Annotated in this window: 17 protein-coding genes and 1 tRNA gene; 17 read left to right on the top strand and 1 reads right to left on the bottom strand. The window is 38.7% G+C overall.

Annotated features, from left to right (window positions below):
• Positions 1 to 33: 33 nt before the first annotated feature.
• Positions 34 to 891, top strand: a complete 858-nt coding sequence (locus LV716_RS06235) for a DUF5694 domain-containing protein (protein ID WP_163416893.1) — start codon at positions 34 to 36, stop codon at positions 889 to 891.
• A 9-nt stretch (positions 892 to 900) separates the two neighbouring features.
• Here the strand turns inward: LV716_RS06235 and LV716_RS06230 are convergent, their stop codons facing one another.
• Positions 901 to 1,776, bottom strand: coding sequence for a sterol desaturase family protein (locus tag LV716_RS06230; RefSeq protein WP_163416892.1), 876 nt, complete (start codon positions 1,774 to 1,776; stop codon positions 901 to 903).
• Positions 1,777 to 1,883: 107 nt separating this feature from the next.
• On the opposite strand from LV716_RS06230, the gene LV716_RS06225 reads away from it, so the two are divergent.
• From LV716_RS06225 to LV716_RS06155, 16 genes are all read left to right on the top strand, one after another.
• Positions 1,884 to 2,144: a DUF2892 domain-containing protein gene (locus LV716_RS06225; protein ID WP_317167630.1), complete on the top strand. Its 261-nt coding sequence runs from the start codon at positions 1,884 to 1,886 to the stop codon at positions 2,142 to 2,144.
• 101 nt (positions 2,145 to 2,245) lie between these two features.
• The gene (locus tag LV716_RS06220) at positions 2,246 to 2,389 is read left to right on the top strand and encodes a hypothetical protein (protein WP_163416891.1); all 144 of its coding nucleotides are present in this window, start codon (positions 2,246 to 2,248) and stop codon (positions 2,387 to 2,389) included.
• 155 nt (positions 2,390 to 2,544) lie between these two features.
• Positions 2,545 to 3,102, top strand: a complete 558-nt coding sequence (locus LV716_RS06215) for a YeeE/YedE family protein (protein ID WP_163416890.1) — start codon at positions 2,545 to 2,547, stop codon at positions 3,100 to 3,102.
• A gap of 2 nt (positions 3,103 to 3,104) precedes the next feature.
• Positions 3,105 to 3,518, top strand: a complete 414-nt coding sequence (locus LV716_RS06210) for a DUF6691 family protein (protein WP_163416889.1) — start codon at positions 3,105 to 3,107, stop codon at positions 3,516 to 3,518.
• Positions 3,519 to 3,649: 131 nt separating this feature from the next.
• Entirely contained in the window at positions 3,650 to 4,054 is a 405-nt protein-coding gene (locus tag LV716_RS06205) for a response regulator (protein WP_163416888.1), read from the top strand.
• Positions 4,055 to 4,099: 45 nt separating this feature from the next.
• Positions 4,100 to 4,471, top strand: coding sequence for a GIY-YIG nuclease family protein (locus LV716_RS06200; protein WP_163416887.1), 372 nt, complete (start codon positions 4,100 to 4,102; stop codon positions 4,469 to 4,471).
• Between the two features lie 13 nt (positions 4,472 to 4,484).
• Positions 4,485 to 4,556, top strand: a tRNA-Arg gene (locus LV716_RS06195).
• Between the two features lie 121 nt (positions 4,557 to 4,677).
• The gene (locus tag LV716_RS06190) at positions 4,678 to 6,441 is read left to right on the top strand and encodes a tetratricopeptide repeat protein (protein WP_163416886.1); all 1,764 of its coding nucleotides are present in this window, start codon (positions 4,678 to 4,680) and stop codon (positions 6,439 to 6,441) included.
• A gap of 168 nt (positions 6,442 to 6,609) precedes the next feature.
• Positions 6,610 to 7,383, top strand: coding sequence for an isoprenylcysteine carboxylmethyltransferase family protein (locus tag LV716_RS06185; protein WP_163416885.1), 774 nt, complete (start codon positions 6,610 to 6,612; stop codon positions 7,381 to 7,383).
• 45 nt (positions 7,384 to 7,428) lie between these two features.
• Positions 7,429 to 7,563 carry a hypothetical protein gene (locus LV716_RS18455; protein ID WP_255674409.1) on the top strand — a complete coding sequence of 45 codons (135 nt, stop codon included), beginning with the start codon at positions 7,429 to 7,431 and terminating at the stop codon, positions 7,561 to 7,563.
• A 332-nt stretch (positions 7,564 to 7,895) separates the two neighbouring features.
• Positions 7,896 to 8,615: a tail fiber protein gene (locus LV716_RS06180; RefSeq protein WP_163416884.1), complete on the top strand. Its 720-nt coding sequence runs from the start codon at positions 7,896 to 7,898 to the stop codon at positions 8,613 to 8,615.
• Positions 8,615 to 9,376, top strand: coding sequence for a tail fiber protein (locus LV716_RS06175; RefSeq protein WP_163416883.1), 762 nt, complete (start codon positions 8,615 to 8,617; stop codon positions 9,374 to 9,376). The genes LV716_RS06180 and LV716_RS06175 overlap by 1 nt, the downstream gene beginning before the upstream one ends.
• Positions 9,373 to 10,371: a tail fiber protein gene (locus tag LV716_RS06170; protein WP_163416882.1), complete on the top strand. Its 999-nt coding sequence runs from the start codon at positions 9,373 to 9,375 to the stop codon at positions 10,369 to 10,371. The genes LV716_RS06175 and LV716_RS06170 overlap by 4 nt, the downstream gene beginning before the upstream one ends.
• Positions 10,368 to 11,315, top strand: coding sequence for a tail fiber protein (locus tag LV716_RS06165; protein ID WP_163416881.1), 948 nt, complete (start codon positions 10,368 to 10,370; stop codon positions 11,313 to 11,315). Before LV716_RS06170 ends, LV716_RS06165 begins: the two co-directional genes overlap by 4 nt.
• 4 nt (positions 11,316 to 11,319) lie before the next feature.
• On the top strand, positions 11,320 to 11,808 hold the full coding sequence (locus LV716_RS06160) for a T9SS type A sorting domain-containing protein (RefSeq protein WP_163416880.1): 489 nt from the start codon (positions 11,320 to 11,322) through the stop codon (positions 11,806 to 11,808).
• A 4-nt stretch (positions 11,809 to 11,812) separates the two neighbouring features.
• The gene (locus LV716_RS06155; RefSeq protein WP_233759249.1) at positions 11,813 to 15,466 is read left to right on the top strand and encodes an FG-GAP-like repeat-containing protein; all 3,654 of its coding nucleotides are present in this window, start codon (positions 11,813 to 11,815) and stop codon (positions 15,464 to 15,466) included.
• Positions 15,467 to 15,476: the final 10 nt, after the last annotated feature.

Genomic DNA, 15,476 nt, shown 5'->3' with positions numbered 1-15,476 from the left:
TGCTATGTTTCTCTTTTATAAAAACCCATAATAATGAGAACAAACAGTACTATTTTCTTCATGTTATTGGCAATGCAGATAGGCATTGGACAACAACTTTCAAACAACAGTGAACAAATCAAACCCCCTTCAGAATTCTTTCCCAAAAACCGGGCAAAAGTGCTCGTTATAGGAACGTTTCATTTTAACTTTCCTGGACTTGATACTCACAAAACAAGTGACTCCAACAAAATCGATGTTTTAAAAGAGCCAAAGAAAACAGAAGTAACCCAACTGGTCGAATACATTAAAAAGTTTAAACCCAATAAAGTTTTCATTGAAGCGGAAACCGATTGGAACGACCGATATCGAGCTTATCAAAAAGGGGAGCATCGAGATAAGAGGGATGAACGTTATCAAATTGCTATGCGAATTGCCAATGAGCTACATATAGATAGCATTCAAAGTATCGATGCGCCTACGTTGGAAAGTGAGATGTTAAAAAAGGATTCAGTATTGACAAAATCGCTAGTTGACAAATATGACTGGAAGGCCAGGGATTCCTATTTGAATATGGGTTTTTCCTATATAGAATACAGGGACAGTATGATGAAAAAAGTACACCTTCTTGACTTTTTGAAAAATATGAATACCAGGGAATCGCATAACATGAATTTTGGTCTTTATCTGACCGGTGAATTTGCGAATGCCGATTACGATGGTGCGGATAAACTCACGATATGGTGGTATAGCCGAAACGCAAGGATATTTGCGAACATTGCAAGATTGAGCAAAAAAGAAGATGACAGGATCCTTGTGGTCATCGGGAATGGTCATGCAGCAATTCTTAGACAGTTTTTAGAAGCCAGTCCCCAATTTGATTTTATTGAGTTCGACAGTCTGTCCGAATAAATTTGGAAATCACTTTTTGAGCTTTTGGAATCCATGTAAAAGTTGAGCCATAAAGTTTTTAGGGACAGATTCATCTCCTGGGAAACCCAGTTGAATGGTACCACTATCCTCTGGAACATGGTGTGTGGCAAAAATATAATCCCATAAGCTAAGACTAATCCCAAAATTAACTCCAAATTTTCCTGTGGGTAGTTTGTAAGAATGATGGTAGAGATGCATTACCGGATTGTTGAATATATATTTTAACGGGCCATAGGTCAGCTTTACGTTTGCGTGGTTTAGATGGCCAATGCCAATTGCCGCAAAGTGAACAATATATGCCTGTTCCGGTTCAAAACCACCTAAGAGCATGACCCCAAATGTTTTTAGAGGTTTGTAGAGAATATTCTCCATCCAATGGTAACGTAAATGGGCGGCAAACCCCATTTCCTTAACACTATGGTGCACTTGATGAAACTTCCATAAGAAAGAGAACTTATGCAACAGCACATGCGTAAACCACTGTACAAAATCAAGGATAATAAAAAAGATAAGTAACTGCGACCAAACGGGCCAGCCTGAAAAATCGATAAGTGCAAGACTTTTGGCATTGATTCCTAGATTGTTGAACAATAATTCCAGCACTTTGTAAACTCCACTTATGATAATGGCGAAAATGAAAAAATTAAAGAACATGTAGAAACCATCCAGCCAAAAATCCTTTCTAATAATGGATTGTTCTTTTCGCCAAGGAAAAAGTACTTCCAATCCCCAAACCAGAAGAGATATTATAAGTAAACCCCAGAAATAATTGGTATACCATGGCACTTGAAACAGGATTGATTTCCAGGTCCATTGTGCGGTTCCTAAAAACCCGCTGCTAAAAGCCTCAACTAACTCTTGCATTTTTTTAAATTCAGAATTAAAAATAGGATAAAATAATGTAGGATAGTGTAACCAAAGTTACTGAAAAGTATGCATGGGCAACATAGTTTTGAACCTTCTAAAAGGTTATGGTAAGTAATATCGATTTTGAAGGTTACGCTAACCAAAACAAAAAAATGAATATGAAAAAAAATATGGGTGGACTAGACCGTGCCATAAGATTTATTATCGCAATAGGGGTAGGTCTGTTATTTTACTTTGGTGTGATCGAGGGAACATTGGCGTACATCGCTATGACATTGGCAGTGGTGTTTTTAGTAACAAGTTTTATAAACTTTTGCCCGTTGTACGCTCTTTTTGGCATTAACTCTTGTAACGTAAAAAAATAGTTTTAGCGAGGTGTTTTATAACTAATAGCGATTGTATGAGGAATATCATGTTTTTTATCGGCTATGCTGGTTAAATTTGGATTTCATCAAATTTGAAAAATATGAAACTACTTCATGTAATACCTTTGGTTTCTTGGGAAAATGGTATCTGGATGATCGGTGTTTTTGCTGCAGTTGTCATTGTCCTGATAGTAGGCGTATTGGCATTAATGAACAGTGGCAAAAAAGAAGGGCAAAACCCTTGAGACCATATCGTTCCATATGCCGAACAAAGCCAAAGGGCTGCTACTATAGTATGAAGCATCCAGATTGATTGTATAATAGATAGCAGTGATTGGGGTTTTTGGTTTGAATACGTATTCATTCAATATCTTCCTACTTTCACATAAAATAGTATTGAATGGATTGGATTTTACAGCCTTGGCCGTGGTATGTTTCTGGCCCTTTGATCGCATTGGTCATGTTTTTGCTTATTCTGTTGGGCAAAGGTTTTGGGATGTCATCAAATTTAAGAACGCTTTGTACGATTTGCGGTGCGGGGAAACAAGCGGAGTTTTTCAGGTTTGATTGGAAGGCCCAAAAATGGAACCTTATAGTGGTGTTCGGTGTCATTATAGGGGGCTATATTGGCGCTAATTTTTTATCTACGGACACAGCTGTGAATATAGATGTGGGTACTGCATCCCAACTAAAGGCACTGGGTTTTGATAGTGCCGGAACAGCATATCTTCCAACAGAACTGTTCGCCACAACGGTATTTTCAGATGTAAAGGGAATCTTTTTATTGATTATTGGTGGTTTTTTGGTGGGATTTGGAGCTCGCTATGCAGGTGGCTGTACCTCTGGCCATGCCATCTCTGGTCTTAGTAATTTACAACTTCCTTCTTTAATTGCCGTAATCGGTTTCTTTATAGGCGGCCTGCTTATGGTCCATTTTTTATTTCCTCTAATATTTTGATTATGCGTTCACTAATATACTTGCTGATAGGTATTTTCTTTGGAATAGTATTGTTCAAATCACAAGCTGCTTCGTGGTTCAGGATTTATGAGATGTTTCAGTTTGATGCATTTCATATGTATGGAATCATAGGCTCTACCGTGGTTTTGGGTATTTTGGGCATTCATTTGATCAAACGATTCAGCATTAGGTCTTTTTACGGTGATCAAATTGTTTTTCAACCAAAAGAAAAAAAGGTTAAAAGATATATTTTCGGAGGTATCCTTTTTGGACTTGGTTGGGCTTTGGCAGGCGCATGCCCAGGCCCCATATTTACCTTGTTGGGAGCAGGTTTCCTACCAATGGTCATCGTATTGGCTTCAGCAGTTTTAGGAACTTATGTCTATGGGTTACTAAAAAATAAACTGCCACACTGAACCCTTTGCGACTACTTTATTGCACTTAAAGGAACTTTTAGGTTTTAAATCGATTATATAGGTTTTTTTAAAGAAGAATCCTATAAATTTGTAGGTTGATAATTATCCTTCTCAATACCAAACCAATAGGTATGAACAGAACAATATGGATTATTGACGATGACCTTGTTTCGCAATTTGCAACACGCTACTGCATTGAACAATATGACGAGGTTTTTAGTATTGAAACCTTTGAGAATGCCGAAGCAGGCTTGGTCGCAGCTTCTGAATTGAAAGAAAAGAAAAAGCCATTGCCACATATTATTTTTCTTGATTTGATTATGGACGATATGAATGGTTGGGAATTTATCGATAACCTTAAACTGTTGGCCAAAGGAATGATATTGCCAGATATCTACGTATTATCCGCTTTTGTTAGGGCCAAAGACAGGGAAATTGCAAAGAAGCATAAGGTCGTTTCCGGTTATTTTGATAAACCTATTACGCGGATGGGTCTGAATAAAATTTTCGCAAAAAAAGTTCCGGTAAATCCTTAAAAGGTACTTTTTACAGCAGGTATAGATTTCTAAAAAAGTATATTTTTGCAGTCCATTCACCATAATGGCCCCGTAGTTCAATGGATAGCCCCGATAGCTATCGGGGGAAGTTTCAAATATCAGCACATTAAGATGCACTATGTATACATTATTCAATCAAAAATCGATAATGGGTTTTATGTTGGAGAAACCAGAGATTTAGTTGATAGGCTGACAAGGCACAATACGAAAGAACTGAACGCTGGTATAACCAATAGAAAAATACCTTGGGACTATTTTTATATTTTAAAGGTTAAGAATTCTACAGTAGCTCGCAAAATTGAAAGACACATCAAGAAAATGAAGAGTAGGGCCTACATAGAGAACTTGAGAAAATATCCTGAAATCGCTACTAAACTTATAGAAAAGTATTCATAGCTTTGCTTTTTTTGGCCCCGTAGTTCAATGGATAGAATAGAAGTTTCCTAAACTTTAGATGCAAGTTCGATTCTTGCCGGGGCTACTTTTTAAGGTTTATCGCTCGCCAGTTTTATTCAAGGATTTATTGCAACTCAGCTTTCACCAAGGTTAAAATATCCGATTTTAGAAGTTTTAGTATTTTTAAGTACCAAACCAAACTTAAATTGAAACGATGTCTAAACATATTTTTGCTTCTCCTCTGTACTGCATTTTTGGTACAGGCTCAGACCGAAAAGTTAGATAGTTTACAGAGACGCTTTGAGGATAAAAGCATTCCCGATTCGGTTCGTTACGAATCTGGTGTTGCCATGGCCCGGTTGCAACTACGGTTTAGCGCGGATGATTCCAGAAATACAGGCGAAAAGATTTTAGCATTCGCCAAAGAAAAGGGCAATAAAAATTGGGAAGCGGAAATCAATAAATGGATAGGCATTACCTATGCCCACCAAGGCCTGTTTTCAAAAGCCCGTACGTATTTTTTTAAAAACCTTGACCTTGTCAAAGAACTTGGTGATCGAAAAGGATTGACCATCATACTTGGAAATATTGGTACGGTCTATTATGAACTGGGCAACTATCCCCTAGCGCAAGAGTACCTTTTAAAATCACTGAAAATTGCTGAAGAAATTGGTGATGAGGTCATCATTTCAAGAGCTTTGAATAATCTGGGCAATATCAACTACGACCTAAAAAATTACAAAACTGCTCTTGACTATTACAAGAAGAGCTTAGAAATAAAAGACAAACTTGGGCTTAAAAGCAGTCTTCCCCTTGTTCACAATAATATTGGGCTGATACATTCGGAAATGAAAGACCACAATTTGGCCGTAGCCAGTTTTGACAAAAGTGTGTCATTGTCAAAAGAATTGGGGAATTTAAGCTCCGAAGCACGTACCTATACGAATCTTGGCGAAGAATTTTCAAAAGTTGGGGAGTATGCCAAAGCCTTGGAATACTTGAATAAAGGAGTACAAATAAAAACCAACATCAATGACAAAGATGGCTTGGCCACAGCGCTCGTTCAACGTGGTAGAAACTTTCTGCTCATGGGCCAATTTAGGAGCTCGCTCAATGATTGTCAAAAAGGGTTGGATATTGCTTTGTCCTCTGGTGCCATCATTCTTCAAAAAGAAGCATGCGATTGTTTGGGCGAAGCATACAAAGGCCTTGGCGATTATAAAACCTCATTGACATTCAATGAAAAATATATGGTATTAAAAGATTCATTGTTCAATAAGGAACGCACCCAAGCGATTACCCGTGCCGAAATGAACTACCAATTTGAGAAAAAGCAGTTGGCCGATAGCATAAAATTTCACAAACAACAGACTGAACAACAAGTTGCCTATGAGCGTAAACTTAACAAACAGAATACCAAGTTTTACGCATTGCTCATTGTGAGTTTGGTCATCATTGGTTTTTTAACGTTCCTGTACTATAAATACCGTCAGAATCTCAAATTGAAAAAGGTGGAAAACCAACTTTTGAATTCTGAAATTGAATACAAAAAGAGGGACTTGACGACGATGGCGGTCAATATTTCAAACAACCAAGAATGGGCCGAATCATTAGCTGAACGATTAGCATCTGTGAAAGCTGCTACTGGACGTAAGCGTCAAAAGGAATTGGAAGATTTGGAAGGAGAAATCAAGAACAAAGTTTGGGTCAATAAAGACGGTGACGACTTTTACCACAAGGTCGATGAACTAAGTAGCTCGTTTTATGCTAGGCTTAATGAACAGTTTGAAGGCCTTACCAAAACCGATGTTCGTTTATGCTCATTTATTAAGTTGGATTTGAATACCAAACAAATTGCAACCTTACAGAATATTAATCCTGCTTCGGTAAAAATGAGCAGAAATAGACTCAGAAAAAAGCTGAATCTCTCCCCAGAAGATGATTTGTCAGCGTTTTTGCACACTTTTTAAGTTTTTAATTAATAATTTGATTTTCAAGATATTAAAAAATTTAAAAATCATTTTGTAACCCATTTGTAATCCCGTTAATTCGAAGGTGTAACCCATTTGTAACCGTACCAAATTCTTTTGAAAGCTTTCTCCATGGCTAGGTTTGCCCCAAATTAAAATCTAAAAGTCATGAAGAAAATTTTAATGTTTACGTATTCCGTGATAGCGTATTTGATCGCTTTTGCTTCCATTCTTTTTTGGATTGCCTCTGTTGGCAACCTGATTCCAGAAATTGGAATTGACCAAGAACCCCAATTACCAGTTTTATGGGCACTATTGAACAACGTTATGTTGATTTCCCTATTTGGGGTCCAACATAGTGTAATGGCAAGGAAATGGTTCAAAGAACTTTTTGCACGTTATTTCCCAAGACCCGTAGAGCGGAGCACGTTTGTTCTGGTGTCTGGGATATTGCTTTTTAACCTAGTTTACAACTGGCAACCTATCGGTGGGCAAATATGGCAAGTAGCGACCAACAGTATAGGGTACTTTGTACTTTACGGGCTATTCTTTGCGGGTTGGGCCATTCTGTTCATTAGTTCTTTTTTAATCAATCACTTTGATTTATTTGGGCTTCGACAGACGTTTTTGGAATTGATGGACAAGCCCTATACCCAATTGAAATTCAGGGTGACCTTATTTTATAAATATGTACGCCATCCACTCTATTTTGGAATGCTCTTGGGTATGTGGGCAACACCAAAAATGACGGTAACCCATTTGATCTTTGCAATGGCCATCTCCATATATGTGATTATCGGAACCTTGTTTGAAGAAAAAGACCTCGCCAACGAATTTGGAGAGACCTATAAAGCATATCAGGCTAAAAAACCAATGCTTATCCCTTTTACCAAGTGGAGAAAAAATAAGGGCGCAAATCAGATAGCTACAGAGAAATTATAACAGCAAATCAATCATTCATCAAAAAACGCAATACATAATTCAACCATGAAAACAAGAACACACTACAGAACACCCGTATTCTTCGGATGGTATACCGCCAATTCCGGAAACAGAAAAAATCAAAACAATTTCACAAAAAAGCACAAATTTTCTGAAAAGGATACAGGTTCTTTAAAGTGAACTGTAAAAACTAAAAGGGCATCTATTAAGATGCCCTTTTAGTTTTGCGACTATCACGGATTACCCATGAGAATATTCATATTGTTTTTATTCGATTCGAATTTACAGGTAAGTGTGTGGTAAAACCAGTCAATTACATTTGTAAGTTAAATCTTGATAAAATTAAAGATATTATGTAGTATAAAATATCAGAATTTTATATTTTTAGTGTGCAACCAAGCTGATATATCTAATCATGGAATTTTTCCTTTGAGGAAGGTTCTATTTACAAGAAATACACCCTAATGCTATAATTAAGTTAGCGTATGCTTTGTTGTTAAAACCAAGAAAGCATGAAAAAACTTTTACTCTTCACTTTACCCTTCACGTATTTTATTTCATTTGGTCAAATCCATGAAGCTCCCAATGGAAATGTAGGAGTAGGAACAACCAACCCAGATATCAAGTTACATGTCCTAAAAGAAGAAGTTGGGGTTAAATCTACACATTCAGCTTCTATTATCGAAGCTATCGACTCACAATTGGATTTAACTTCAAGTGCTGCGGGAACTTGGGGGTCAGCTATCAATCTTATTGAAGGGAATGGCTTGTCCAATACAGATATTTGGTCTTTTGCCAGACAGACTACCAACGGAAATGGAGATTCCAGTTTAAGAATCAACTTTGGAAATTTAAATCGGCACGATAACACCTCGTTGGCCACTTTTAAGTCAAATGGAAATGTAGGTATAGGTACTGCTAGTCCAGATGCTAAACTTACCGTAAAAGGAAAAGTCCATGCGGAGGAAGTCAAAGTAGACCTATCGGTTCCAGGACCTGACTATGTCTTTAAAGAAGACTATGAGCTTAAATCTTTAGAGGAAGTCCAGGACCATATTAAAAAACATGGACACTTGCCCAATATCCCCCCAGCTAAAGAGATGGAAGAAAACGGCATTGAACTGGGCGAGATGAACATGAAGCTGTTGGAGAAGATTGAAGAGTTGACGCTATATATTTTGGAACAAGAAAGACGCTTACATAAAATAGAACTACTCTTAAAACATAAATAATGGACAAGTACAAATTACAATTTCTAATATTCGCACTAATCGTATGGTGGTGCTTAGGAGTAGATGCTCAAGTTACCAATACGTTCCCTGATGACGGTAACATTGGAATCGGTACTGTCAACCCGCTTCAAAAATTGGAAATATTTAATCCAAACTTGTTTAATACAAGTATGAATTCCGAGTCCCAAGACCATATTTCTTTTACCTCCAATATTGCAGGTTTAGATAATTTTTTTGGGGGGATAACTTGGAAAGTTGGTTCGAGACGTAGAGCGGCCATAGCAGCAGTGCAAGAACATACTGATTCTGATCATGTTGGTCTAGTGTTTTTTACAAAAGGGACTGATGGTCCGGGCCCTATGTATGAAAGCGTTAGAATTACAAGAAATGGATTGATGGGAATTGGAACTTCTTCGCCCGACTCCAAACTCACCGTAAAGGGAAAAATACACGCTGAGGAAGTGAAGGTAGATATTTCTGTTCCAGGACCTGACTATGTCTTTAAAGAAGACTATGACCTCAAATCCTTGGAAGAAGTCCAGGACCATATCAAAAAACATGGGCACTTGCCCAATATCCCCTCGGCAAGGGAAATGGAAGAAAACGGCATTGAACTGGGCGAGATGAACATGAAGCTGTTGGAGAAAATCGAGGAGTTGACGCTTTATAACATTCAATTGATGGAAAAAATTGAGAACCTATCGTTACAAAACGAGAAACATCAAAGACAACTTGAGAAAATTTTAAAAGCAATAAAATGAAACAACTACTGCTATCAATTTTTCTGTTCGCAACACTCATTGCTTTCGGTCAAATCCATGAAGCTCCCAATGGAAATGTGGGGATTGGCACCACAAATCCTGATTCTAAATTACATGTAGCTGGCAACGGAGCTGTAATTCGCTTGCAGAACACCAACCATGAGGATACGGACAATGCCTTCTATGGATGGTTAGGGGGTTATGATATGAGTGGCGATGAAGTGTGGTGGTTGGGCGAAGGAAGTAGCAATACAAAACAGCTTGGTTTTTTTACCAATAGGGCAGGGTATGATCTAAAGATTTTTAACAAAGACCGAGGTATAAATATAAGAGACAATGGAAATGTTTCCATAGGAACCGAAGCATACCCAAAGTCACAATTGGTGGTTGAAAGCAATTTTGGGGCGAATATTTCTGGTTCCACAGGAGGCAACGCTGTTTTCGGTTCCAACTTAGCTGTTGTGCAAGGAGGGACTAGCCATAACAACATCGTTACACCGGCCAGCCATACCAACAATTACGGTTTTTCCGGTATGCGGGCTAGTTGGGGAAAACTATACTTCTACACAAAATATGGAGATACTGTTGAGGGCGTAGTGGTCACCGAAGAGCCAAGAATGTATATAGGTCATAATGGAAAAATAGGTATGGGAACTACTTCTCCTGATTCCAAACTTACTGTAAAAGGAAAAATACACGCTGAGGAAGTGAAGGTAGATCTTTCTGTTCCTGGTCCTGATTATGTGTTTAAAGCGAATTATGAGCTTAAATCTTTAGAGGAAGTCCAGGACCATATCAAAAAACATGGACACTTGCCCAATATCCCCTCGGCAAGGGAAATGGAGGAAAACGGTATTCAACTGGGCGAGATGAACATGAAGCTGTTGGAGAAGATTGAGGAGTTGACGCTTTATATTTTAGAACAAGAGGAAAAGCTTGCCGAACAGGAAACCCGCCTCATAAAAATTGAAAAGCTTTTAAACCAAAACCGATGAACAAATCAAGGTTAATGGCAACTATTGCCTTATTGTCATTTTTGACCATAAATTCCCAAATCACCAATTCATTTCCCAACGATGGTAATGTTGGGATAGGAACTTTATCCCCACAGGCCAAATTACATGTTGAAAGGAGTGGTACCATTGGTGGCACTTGGAATCCTACCAATAGTTTTTTGACACTTTTTGACGGTGGTGGTCAGTATACTATTATGGACTCTAATGAAATGTATGGTTCTAGCACATTGCACATTGGTTCCAGAGATGGGGATGTGGTTAAATTTCGTTCGGTTTTTGATGGTGGTCTCGCCATTGACCGGATGGTTATAAAAAGCAATGGATCTGTTGGAATTGGTACCACATCTCCTGCCGGTCAACTTGATGTTCGTACAACTGACAATAAAGGTGTTTGGATTAATCGAAATAATGAATCTGCGGTTAGCTTTTGGCCAAACAACGGTAATTCTATTTTTCATATAAGCCATGGACATGATAACAGATTACATATCTCAACAGGGACCAATGTTGAAGGAGGTGAACTTTTTACAATAGTACATAATGGTGCCGTTGGTATTGGAACCACAAATCCTGGGACCTACAAATTGGCAGTTAAAGGCAAGATTCGCGCCGAAGAAATCAAAGTAGAAACTGGTTGGGCAGACTATGTGTTCAAAGAAAATTACGACCTACCTACGCTTGAAGAAGTGGAAAAACACATTCAAGAAAAGGGACACCTCATCAATATTCCCTCGGCCAAAGAAGTTGAGGAAAATGGGATTCAATTGGGCGAGATGAACAAATTGTTATTGGAAAAGATAGAGGAATTGACGCTGTATACCCTTCAACAACAAAAAGAAATTGAGCAGTACAAACGGCATATGGCACGCTTAAATACAAAACTGGAGGCCATCGACCAAAAAATCAATAACCTTAAAAACTAATATTTTGAAGCAAAAATTACTTCTATTTGGGATGTTATGGATATTCTCATTGACAGCTGCAATGGCCCAATCCCAGTATAAAATCCAGTTTAGTTACGACAGCGCAGGAAACCAAACCTTAAGAGATAGGGTATGTGTCAACTGCGGAACATCAAAACAGGCTTTGGACTCTACTTTGGTGGAAGAGGTTGCTTTGCAAGAAGACATTTTGGAAGAACTGTCCGGTCTAAATGAAGGAGACAATTTTTCCAATATCGTAGCGTATCCAAATCCCGTGACCGAACAACTTACAGTGCAATGGCAAGACAATCAAAAGCAGGTTGCGCAAATAGTGCTGTTCAATGGTATAGGCCAGCAACTATTTCAAAAAGTGGTACAAAACAGGCAAGGGAGCATGAATCTCAACTTTGGCATCTACCCTGCAGGCAGGTATATGGTCTCGGTATTCTACACGGACAACACCAAACAAACATTCCACGTCATCAAAAAATAGCCCAATGAAAAACCTAACATTTCTTTTTTGTTTTTTTGCAATTCAAATAGCTATAGCACAAGATACATTTACATACAAAACTGTAAAAGCTTCCAGCGTAACGGAAAGTACTGTCCAATTGGAAGGTGCCTCTGAACAAACCACAAATTTTTCCTCAAAATCTATCAATTTATCAGCTGCCTCTAAAGGTGGTGGTACTGTGAATGGAAGTACGATAGGAAACCTTTCCGTTTCTCCTACGGGTGCGGTAACCTACTCGGTTCCCATCGATGTTCCCCCTGGTATCAATGGAATACAGCCAGAGATAGCATTGGCTTACAATAGTCAATCTGGCAATGGACTGGCAGGTTGGGGATGGAATGTATCTGGAATTTCAGTAATCACCAGAATTCCATCCACACTTTTCCATGATAATCAGATTGATGCCGTAGATTTTGATTCCAATGATCGGTTTACTTTGGACGGCCAACGCCTTATCCTAAAAATAGGAACTTATGGTGCCAACGGGGCAGAATACCAAACGGAGAGCTATTCAAATATCAAGATTACGTCCCATGGAACCCATCATACATCCGGTATAGCCGGCCCAAGTTATTTTAAGGTATATTATCCAGATGGATCTATCGCTTTTTATGGTCAAAACACAAATTCAAGAGGGCGTAACGACTATGCCATCACCTATTGGGAAAATCCGCAAGGAATACGAATCAACTATAGCTACAATACCATTCAGAATTCGTTACGGATCTATAAAATATCTTATGGACATAGGGGAACGGCATCTCCTATAAATGAAATTGAATTTGTCTACGGAGATAGAAAACGGGATGAGCAGTCTTACATCAATGGCACACGGTTCATAAGGAATACCATCCTTAAGGAAATCAATGTAAGAGGGCAAGGCGGAACAGCGTATCGTAATTATGTAATACAGCATAGTGAAACATCCTTGGGCTATGAACGGGTGACAAGTGTTCAAGAAAAAACGGGTGACAATAGTGATTCACGTAATGCCATTACTTTTACCTATGGGAATACACCTACATCCACAAGTAGGGTCGACCGGGCAGGACTAACAGTCCAGAACATTGAGCAAAGAAATGCTAAAGTGATACCTCTGGATATGTCAGGAAATGGAAAAATGGACTTTATCGTATATCCTACTACTGGAACAGATGCAAGAAAGAAGTTCTGGTTGTTCAACGATATACAGAATGCAGGGGGTATTAATTTTTATAACGAGGCAAATACGGGACGCTTCCAAGAAATTTTTCCTGTAACTTGGTTAAATTATGACTATAAATTATTGCCAAATCAAGGCTTGGCGATTATACAGAATAGTGGAAATACCCAAGTGAAATTTAAGGTGTATTCCTCTGGGAGTGCAGCTCAACCCATAGCTTACAAATACGAAAAAATATGGGATGCTCCTACCTATTTAGATTATCCTATTTTTCAGTGTGATTTAAGTTTTGAAACACGGATCGAGCAAGAATATTTGTCAGGTGATTTTGATGGCGATGGACTATCCGATGTAGTTGCCATATCTAAACCTTATAGCCAAGAAGCCTGTACTTTTAACCAATCTACGAACGAATGCAATTGTCAGTATAACTATGTTACGCCCAACAGTATTAAGTTGATAAAGCTCGACAGAAGGCTCACCACAAATTTTGCATCCAGTATAGGCGGTTTTTCAGGTGGCCCATATAAATCCTCAGATCAACTTCTCACTTTCGATGCCAATGGGGATGGAAAAACGGATATTTTACGATTTCAAGATGGAAAAGTACAGGTATACTCGTTAAACCCAAGTAATTCATCACTTACTTTGCTTTGGGAAACTTCAGATTCGAGAATAAATCTGGACTATCCCATTCTTCCAGGCGATTATAATGGCGATGGAAAGACAGATTTTATAATTCCCACTGCGGACAATAGTTTGGATTTTGCCACATTTCTTTCAAGAGGGAACAGTTTTGTAAAAGATGTAAAATTAGAACCTTTTCAATACAAGGAAATGGATTATAATGGACAGGGAACACTTTATGGATATAACTTAATCCCTGTTGATATTAATGGCGACGGAAGAACAGATATTATTGACTATAGGACCACGACCTATAACAACAGTAGTAATGGGACTCAAAATATAAGGATTTATCAGAATTTTAAGCCTTCAAGTACAAGTTCCAATCCTAGATTTATTTTTTCAGGTTCCACTAGTAAAACGGGTGATTTAAAACACTATCCTATACCGGTTTTTTTAAGCTCGGATAGACCCAATAACAACCTGGATTTTGCCTCTATTAGCGATAATCATGTTACTTCTTTTGTGTTCAATAAAGATCATCGGGAAGATGTAGCCATGCAACAGGTTACCAATAATGGAGTAACCACCACAATAAAGTATGACCAAGTAAACCCATACTATAACGGGGGTGGTGACCCGTATTATTTTCCTTCATATAGCGCTGGCTACGGTGAAGTATATCCTTTTATCAACGTTAACGTGGCTCCTTCTTTTAAAGTGGTTCGTGAACTGGAGCAAAATGGGTCTGGGCTTACCAGAAATCAAAAATTTTATTATAAAGGGGCGGTGTCCCATGCCACCGGTTTGGGATTTGTGGGATTTCAAGAGCTTAAACGCTCCAATTGGTACGGCGATGGGGTAGGCACCTTATGGAATATTTCCAAACACGACCCCATGTTAAGGGGAGCGGTAACTGAACAGATAGTTGCCAATTCATCTAGCTCTAATCCATCCCAATACCAGAGTAAGGTCAACTATTTTTATGATTATAAACTCATTGCCAATCCAGGATCCCCCAGTGCACCACAGTATATGGAGAACATTACTAGAAGTTCCAGTATTTCTGGGGCACAAACCGACTTTGCTGAACAAACCATTACTTTTTTACCCGGTTTTCATGCCATAGGAGCAAATGGAAATTATCATGCCTATATATTTCCGCCAAGCGAACAACCTGGAGATGTAGGTTATGCCGGTGCCGTGGACATTCGGTTAAAACGTATGGAGACCGATAACGGGCTTACCGGTGTTAGCACAACCGAAACCTATTCGTATGATGCCTATAACAACCCCTTGGTAACCAATACATCTTTTACAGGGGGTAATAAGGCAACTACCTATCAATATTATAACAATGCAAGTGCTTCCAATAACACCTATCATATAGGACGGGTCAAAACAATGACGGAACGAATCACCTTAAACGGAAATTCGTTCAATACCGAAGAACAATATGCCTATAGTAATAATCTGGTCACCCAGGTTAAAAAAAGAGGGAATGGCACCAATTGGTTAACAGAGGACTTTACACATGATGTCTACGGAAACGTACTGACCAAAACCTTAACGGCAAGTGGATTATCGCCCAGAACGGAGACTTTTGAATACAGTGCAACCTATGGGGGTAGGTTTTTGACCAAATCCATTGATATTGAAGGTTTGGAAACGACCTTTTCCTATACATCGGCCACGGGTAATCTGGTGTCCACAACAAATCCTTATGGGCTTACTACGTCCTATATAAATGATAAATGGGATCGGGTCGATAGAATGACAGATTACCTGAACAACCATACGGACTACACCTACACGCCCTTGGTGGGGGAGGTCAAAAGAATACGGTAGACCACCCCGA

The organism is Flagellimonas sp. HMM57 (assembly GCF_021390175.1).
Classification (GTDB): domain Bacteria; phylum Bacteroidota; class Bacteroidia; order Flavobacteriales; family Flavobacteriaceae; genus Flagellimonas.
Note: the sequence above shows the minus strand (reverse complement) of the source record. Positions and strands in the feature narration are given on the sequence as shown.

Excerpts from the sequence above, each read along its gene's own strand:
- LV716_RS06235 (WP_163416893.1), top strand. The coding sequence starts at position 34 with ATGAGAACAAACAGTACTATTTTCTTCATGTTATTGGCAATGCAGATA.
- LV716_RS06230 (WP_163416892.1), bottom strand. The coding sequence starts at position 1,776 with ATGCAAGAGTTAGTTGAGGCTTTTAGCAGCGGGTTTTTAGGAACCGCA.
- LV716_RS06225 (WP_317167630.1), top strand. The coding sequence starts at position 1,884 with ATGGTAAGTAATATCGATTTTGAAGGTTACGCTAACCAAAACAAAAAA.
- LV716_RS06220 (WP_163416891.1), top strand. The coding sequence starts at position 2,246 with ATGAAACTACTTCATGTAATACCTTTGGTTTCTTGGGAAAATGGTATC.
- LV716_RS06215 (WP_163416890.1), top strand. The coding sequence starts at position 2,545 with ATGGATTGGATTTTACAGCCTTGGCCGTGGTATGTTTCTGGCCCTTTG.
- LV716_RS06210 (WP_163416889.1), top strand. The coding sequence starts at position 3,105 with ATGCGTTCACTAATATACTTGCTGATAGGTATTTTCTTTGGAATAGTA.
- LV716_RS06205 (WP_163416888.1), top strand. The coding sequence starts at position 3,650 with ATGAACAGAACAATATGGATTATTGACGATGACCTTGTTTCGCAATTT.
- LV716_RS06185 (WP_163416885.1), top strand. The coding sequence starts at position 6,610 with ATGAAGAAAATTTTAATGTTTACGTATTCCGTGATAGCGTATTTGATC.
- LV716_RS18455 (WP_255674409.1), top strand. The coding sequence starts at position 7,429 with ATGAAAACAAGAACACACTACAGAACACCCGTATTCTTCGGATGGTAT.
- LV716_RS06180 (WP_163416884.1), top strand. The coding sequence starts at position 7,896 with ATGAAAAAACTTTTACTCTTCACTTTACCCTTCACGTATTTTATTTCA.
- LV716_RS06175 (WP_163416883.1), top strand. The coding sequence starts at position 8,615 with ATGGACAAGTACAAATTACAATTTCTAATATTCGCACTAATCGTATGG.
- LV716_RS06170 (WP_163416882.1), top strand. The coding sequence starts at position 9,373 with ATGAAACAACTACTGCTATCAATTTTTCTGTTCGCAACACTCATTGCT.
- LV716_RS06165 (WP_163416881.1), top strand. The coding sequence starts at position 10,368 with ATGAACAAATCAAGGTTAATGGCAACTATTGCCTTATTGTCATTTTTG.
- LV716_RS06155 (WP_233759249.1), top strand. The coding sequence starts at position 11,813 with ATGAAAAACCTAACATTTCTTTTTTGTTTTTTTGCAATTCAAATAGCT.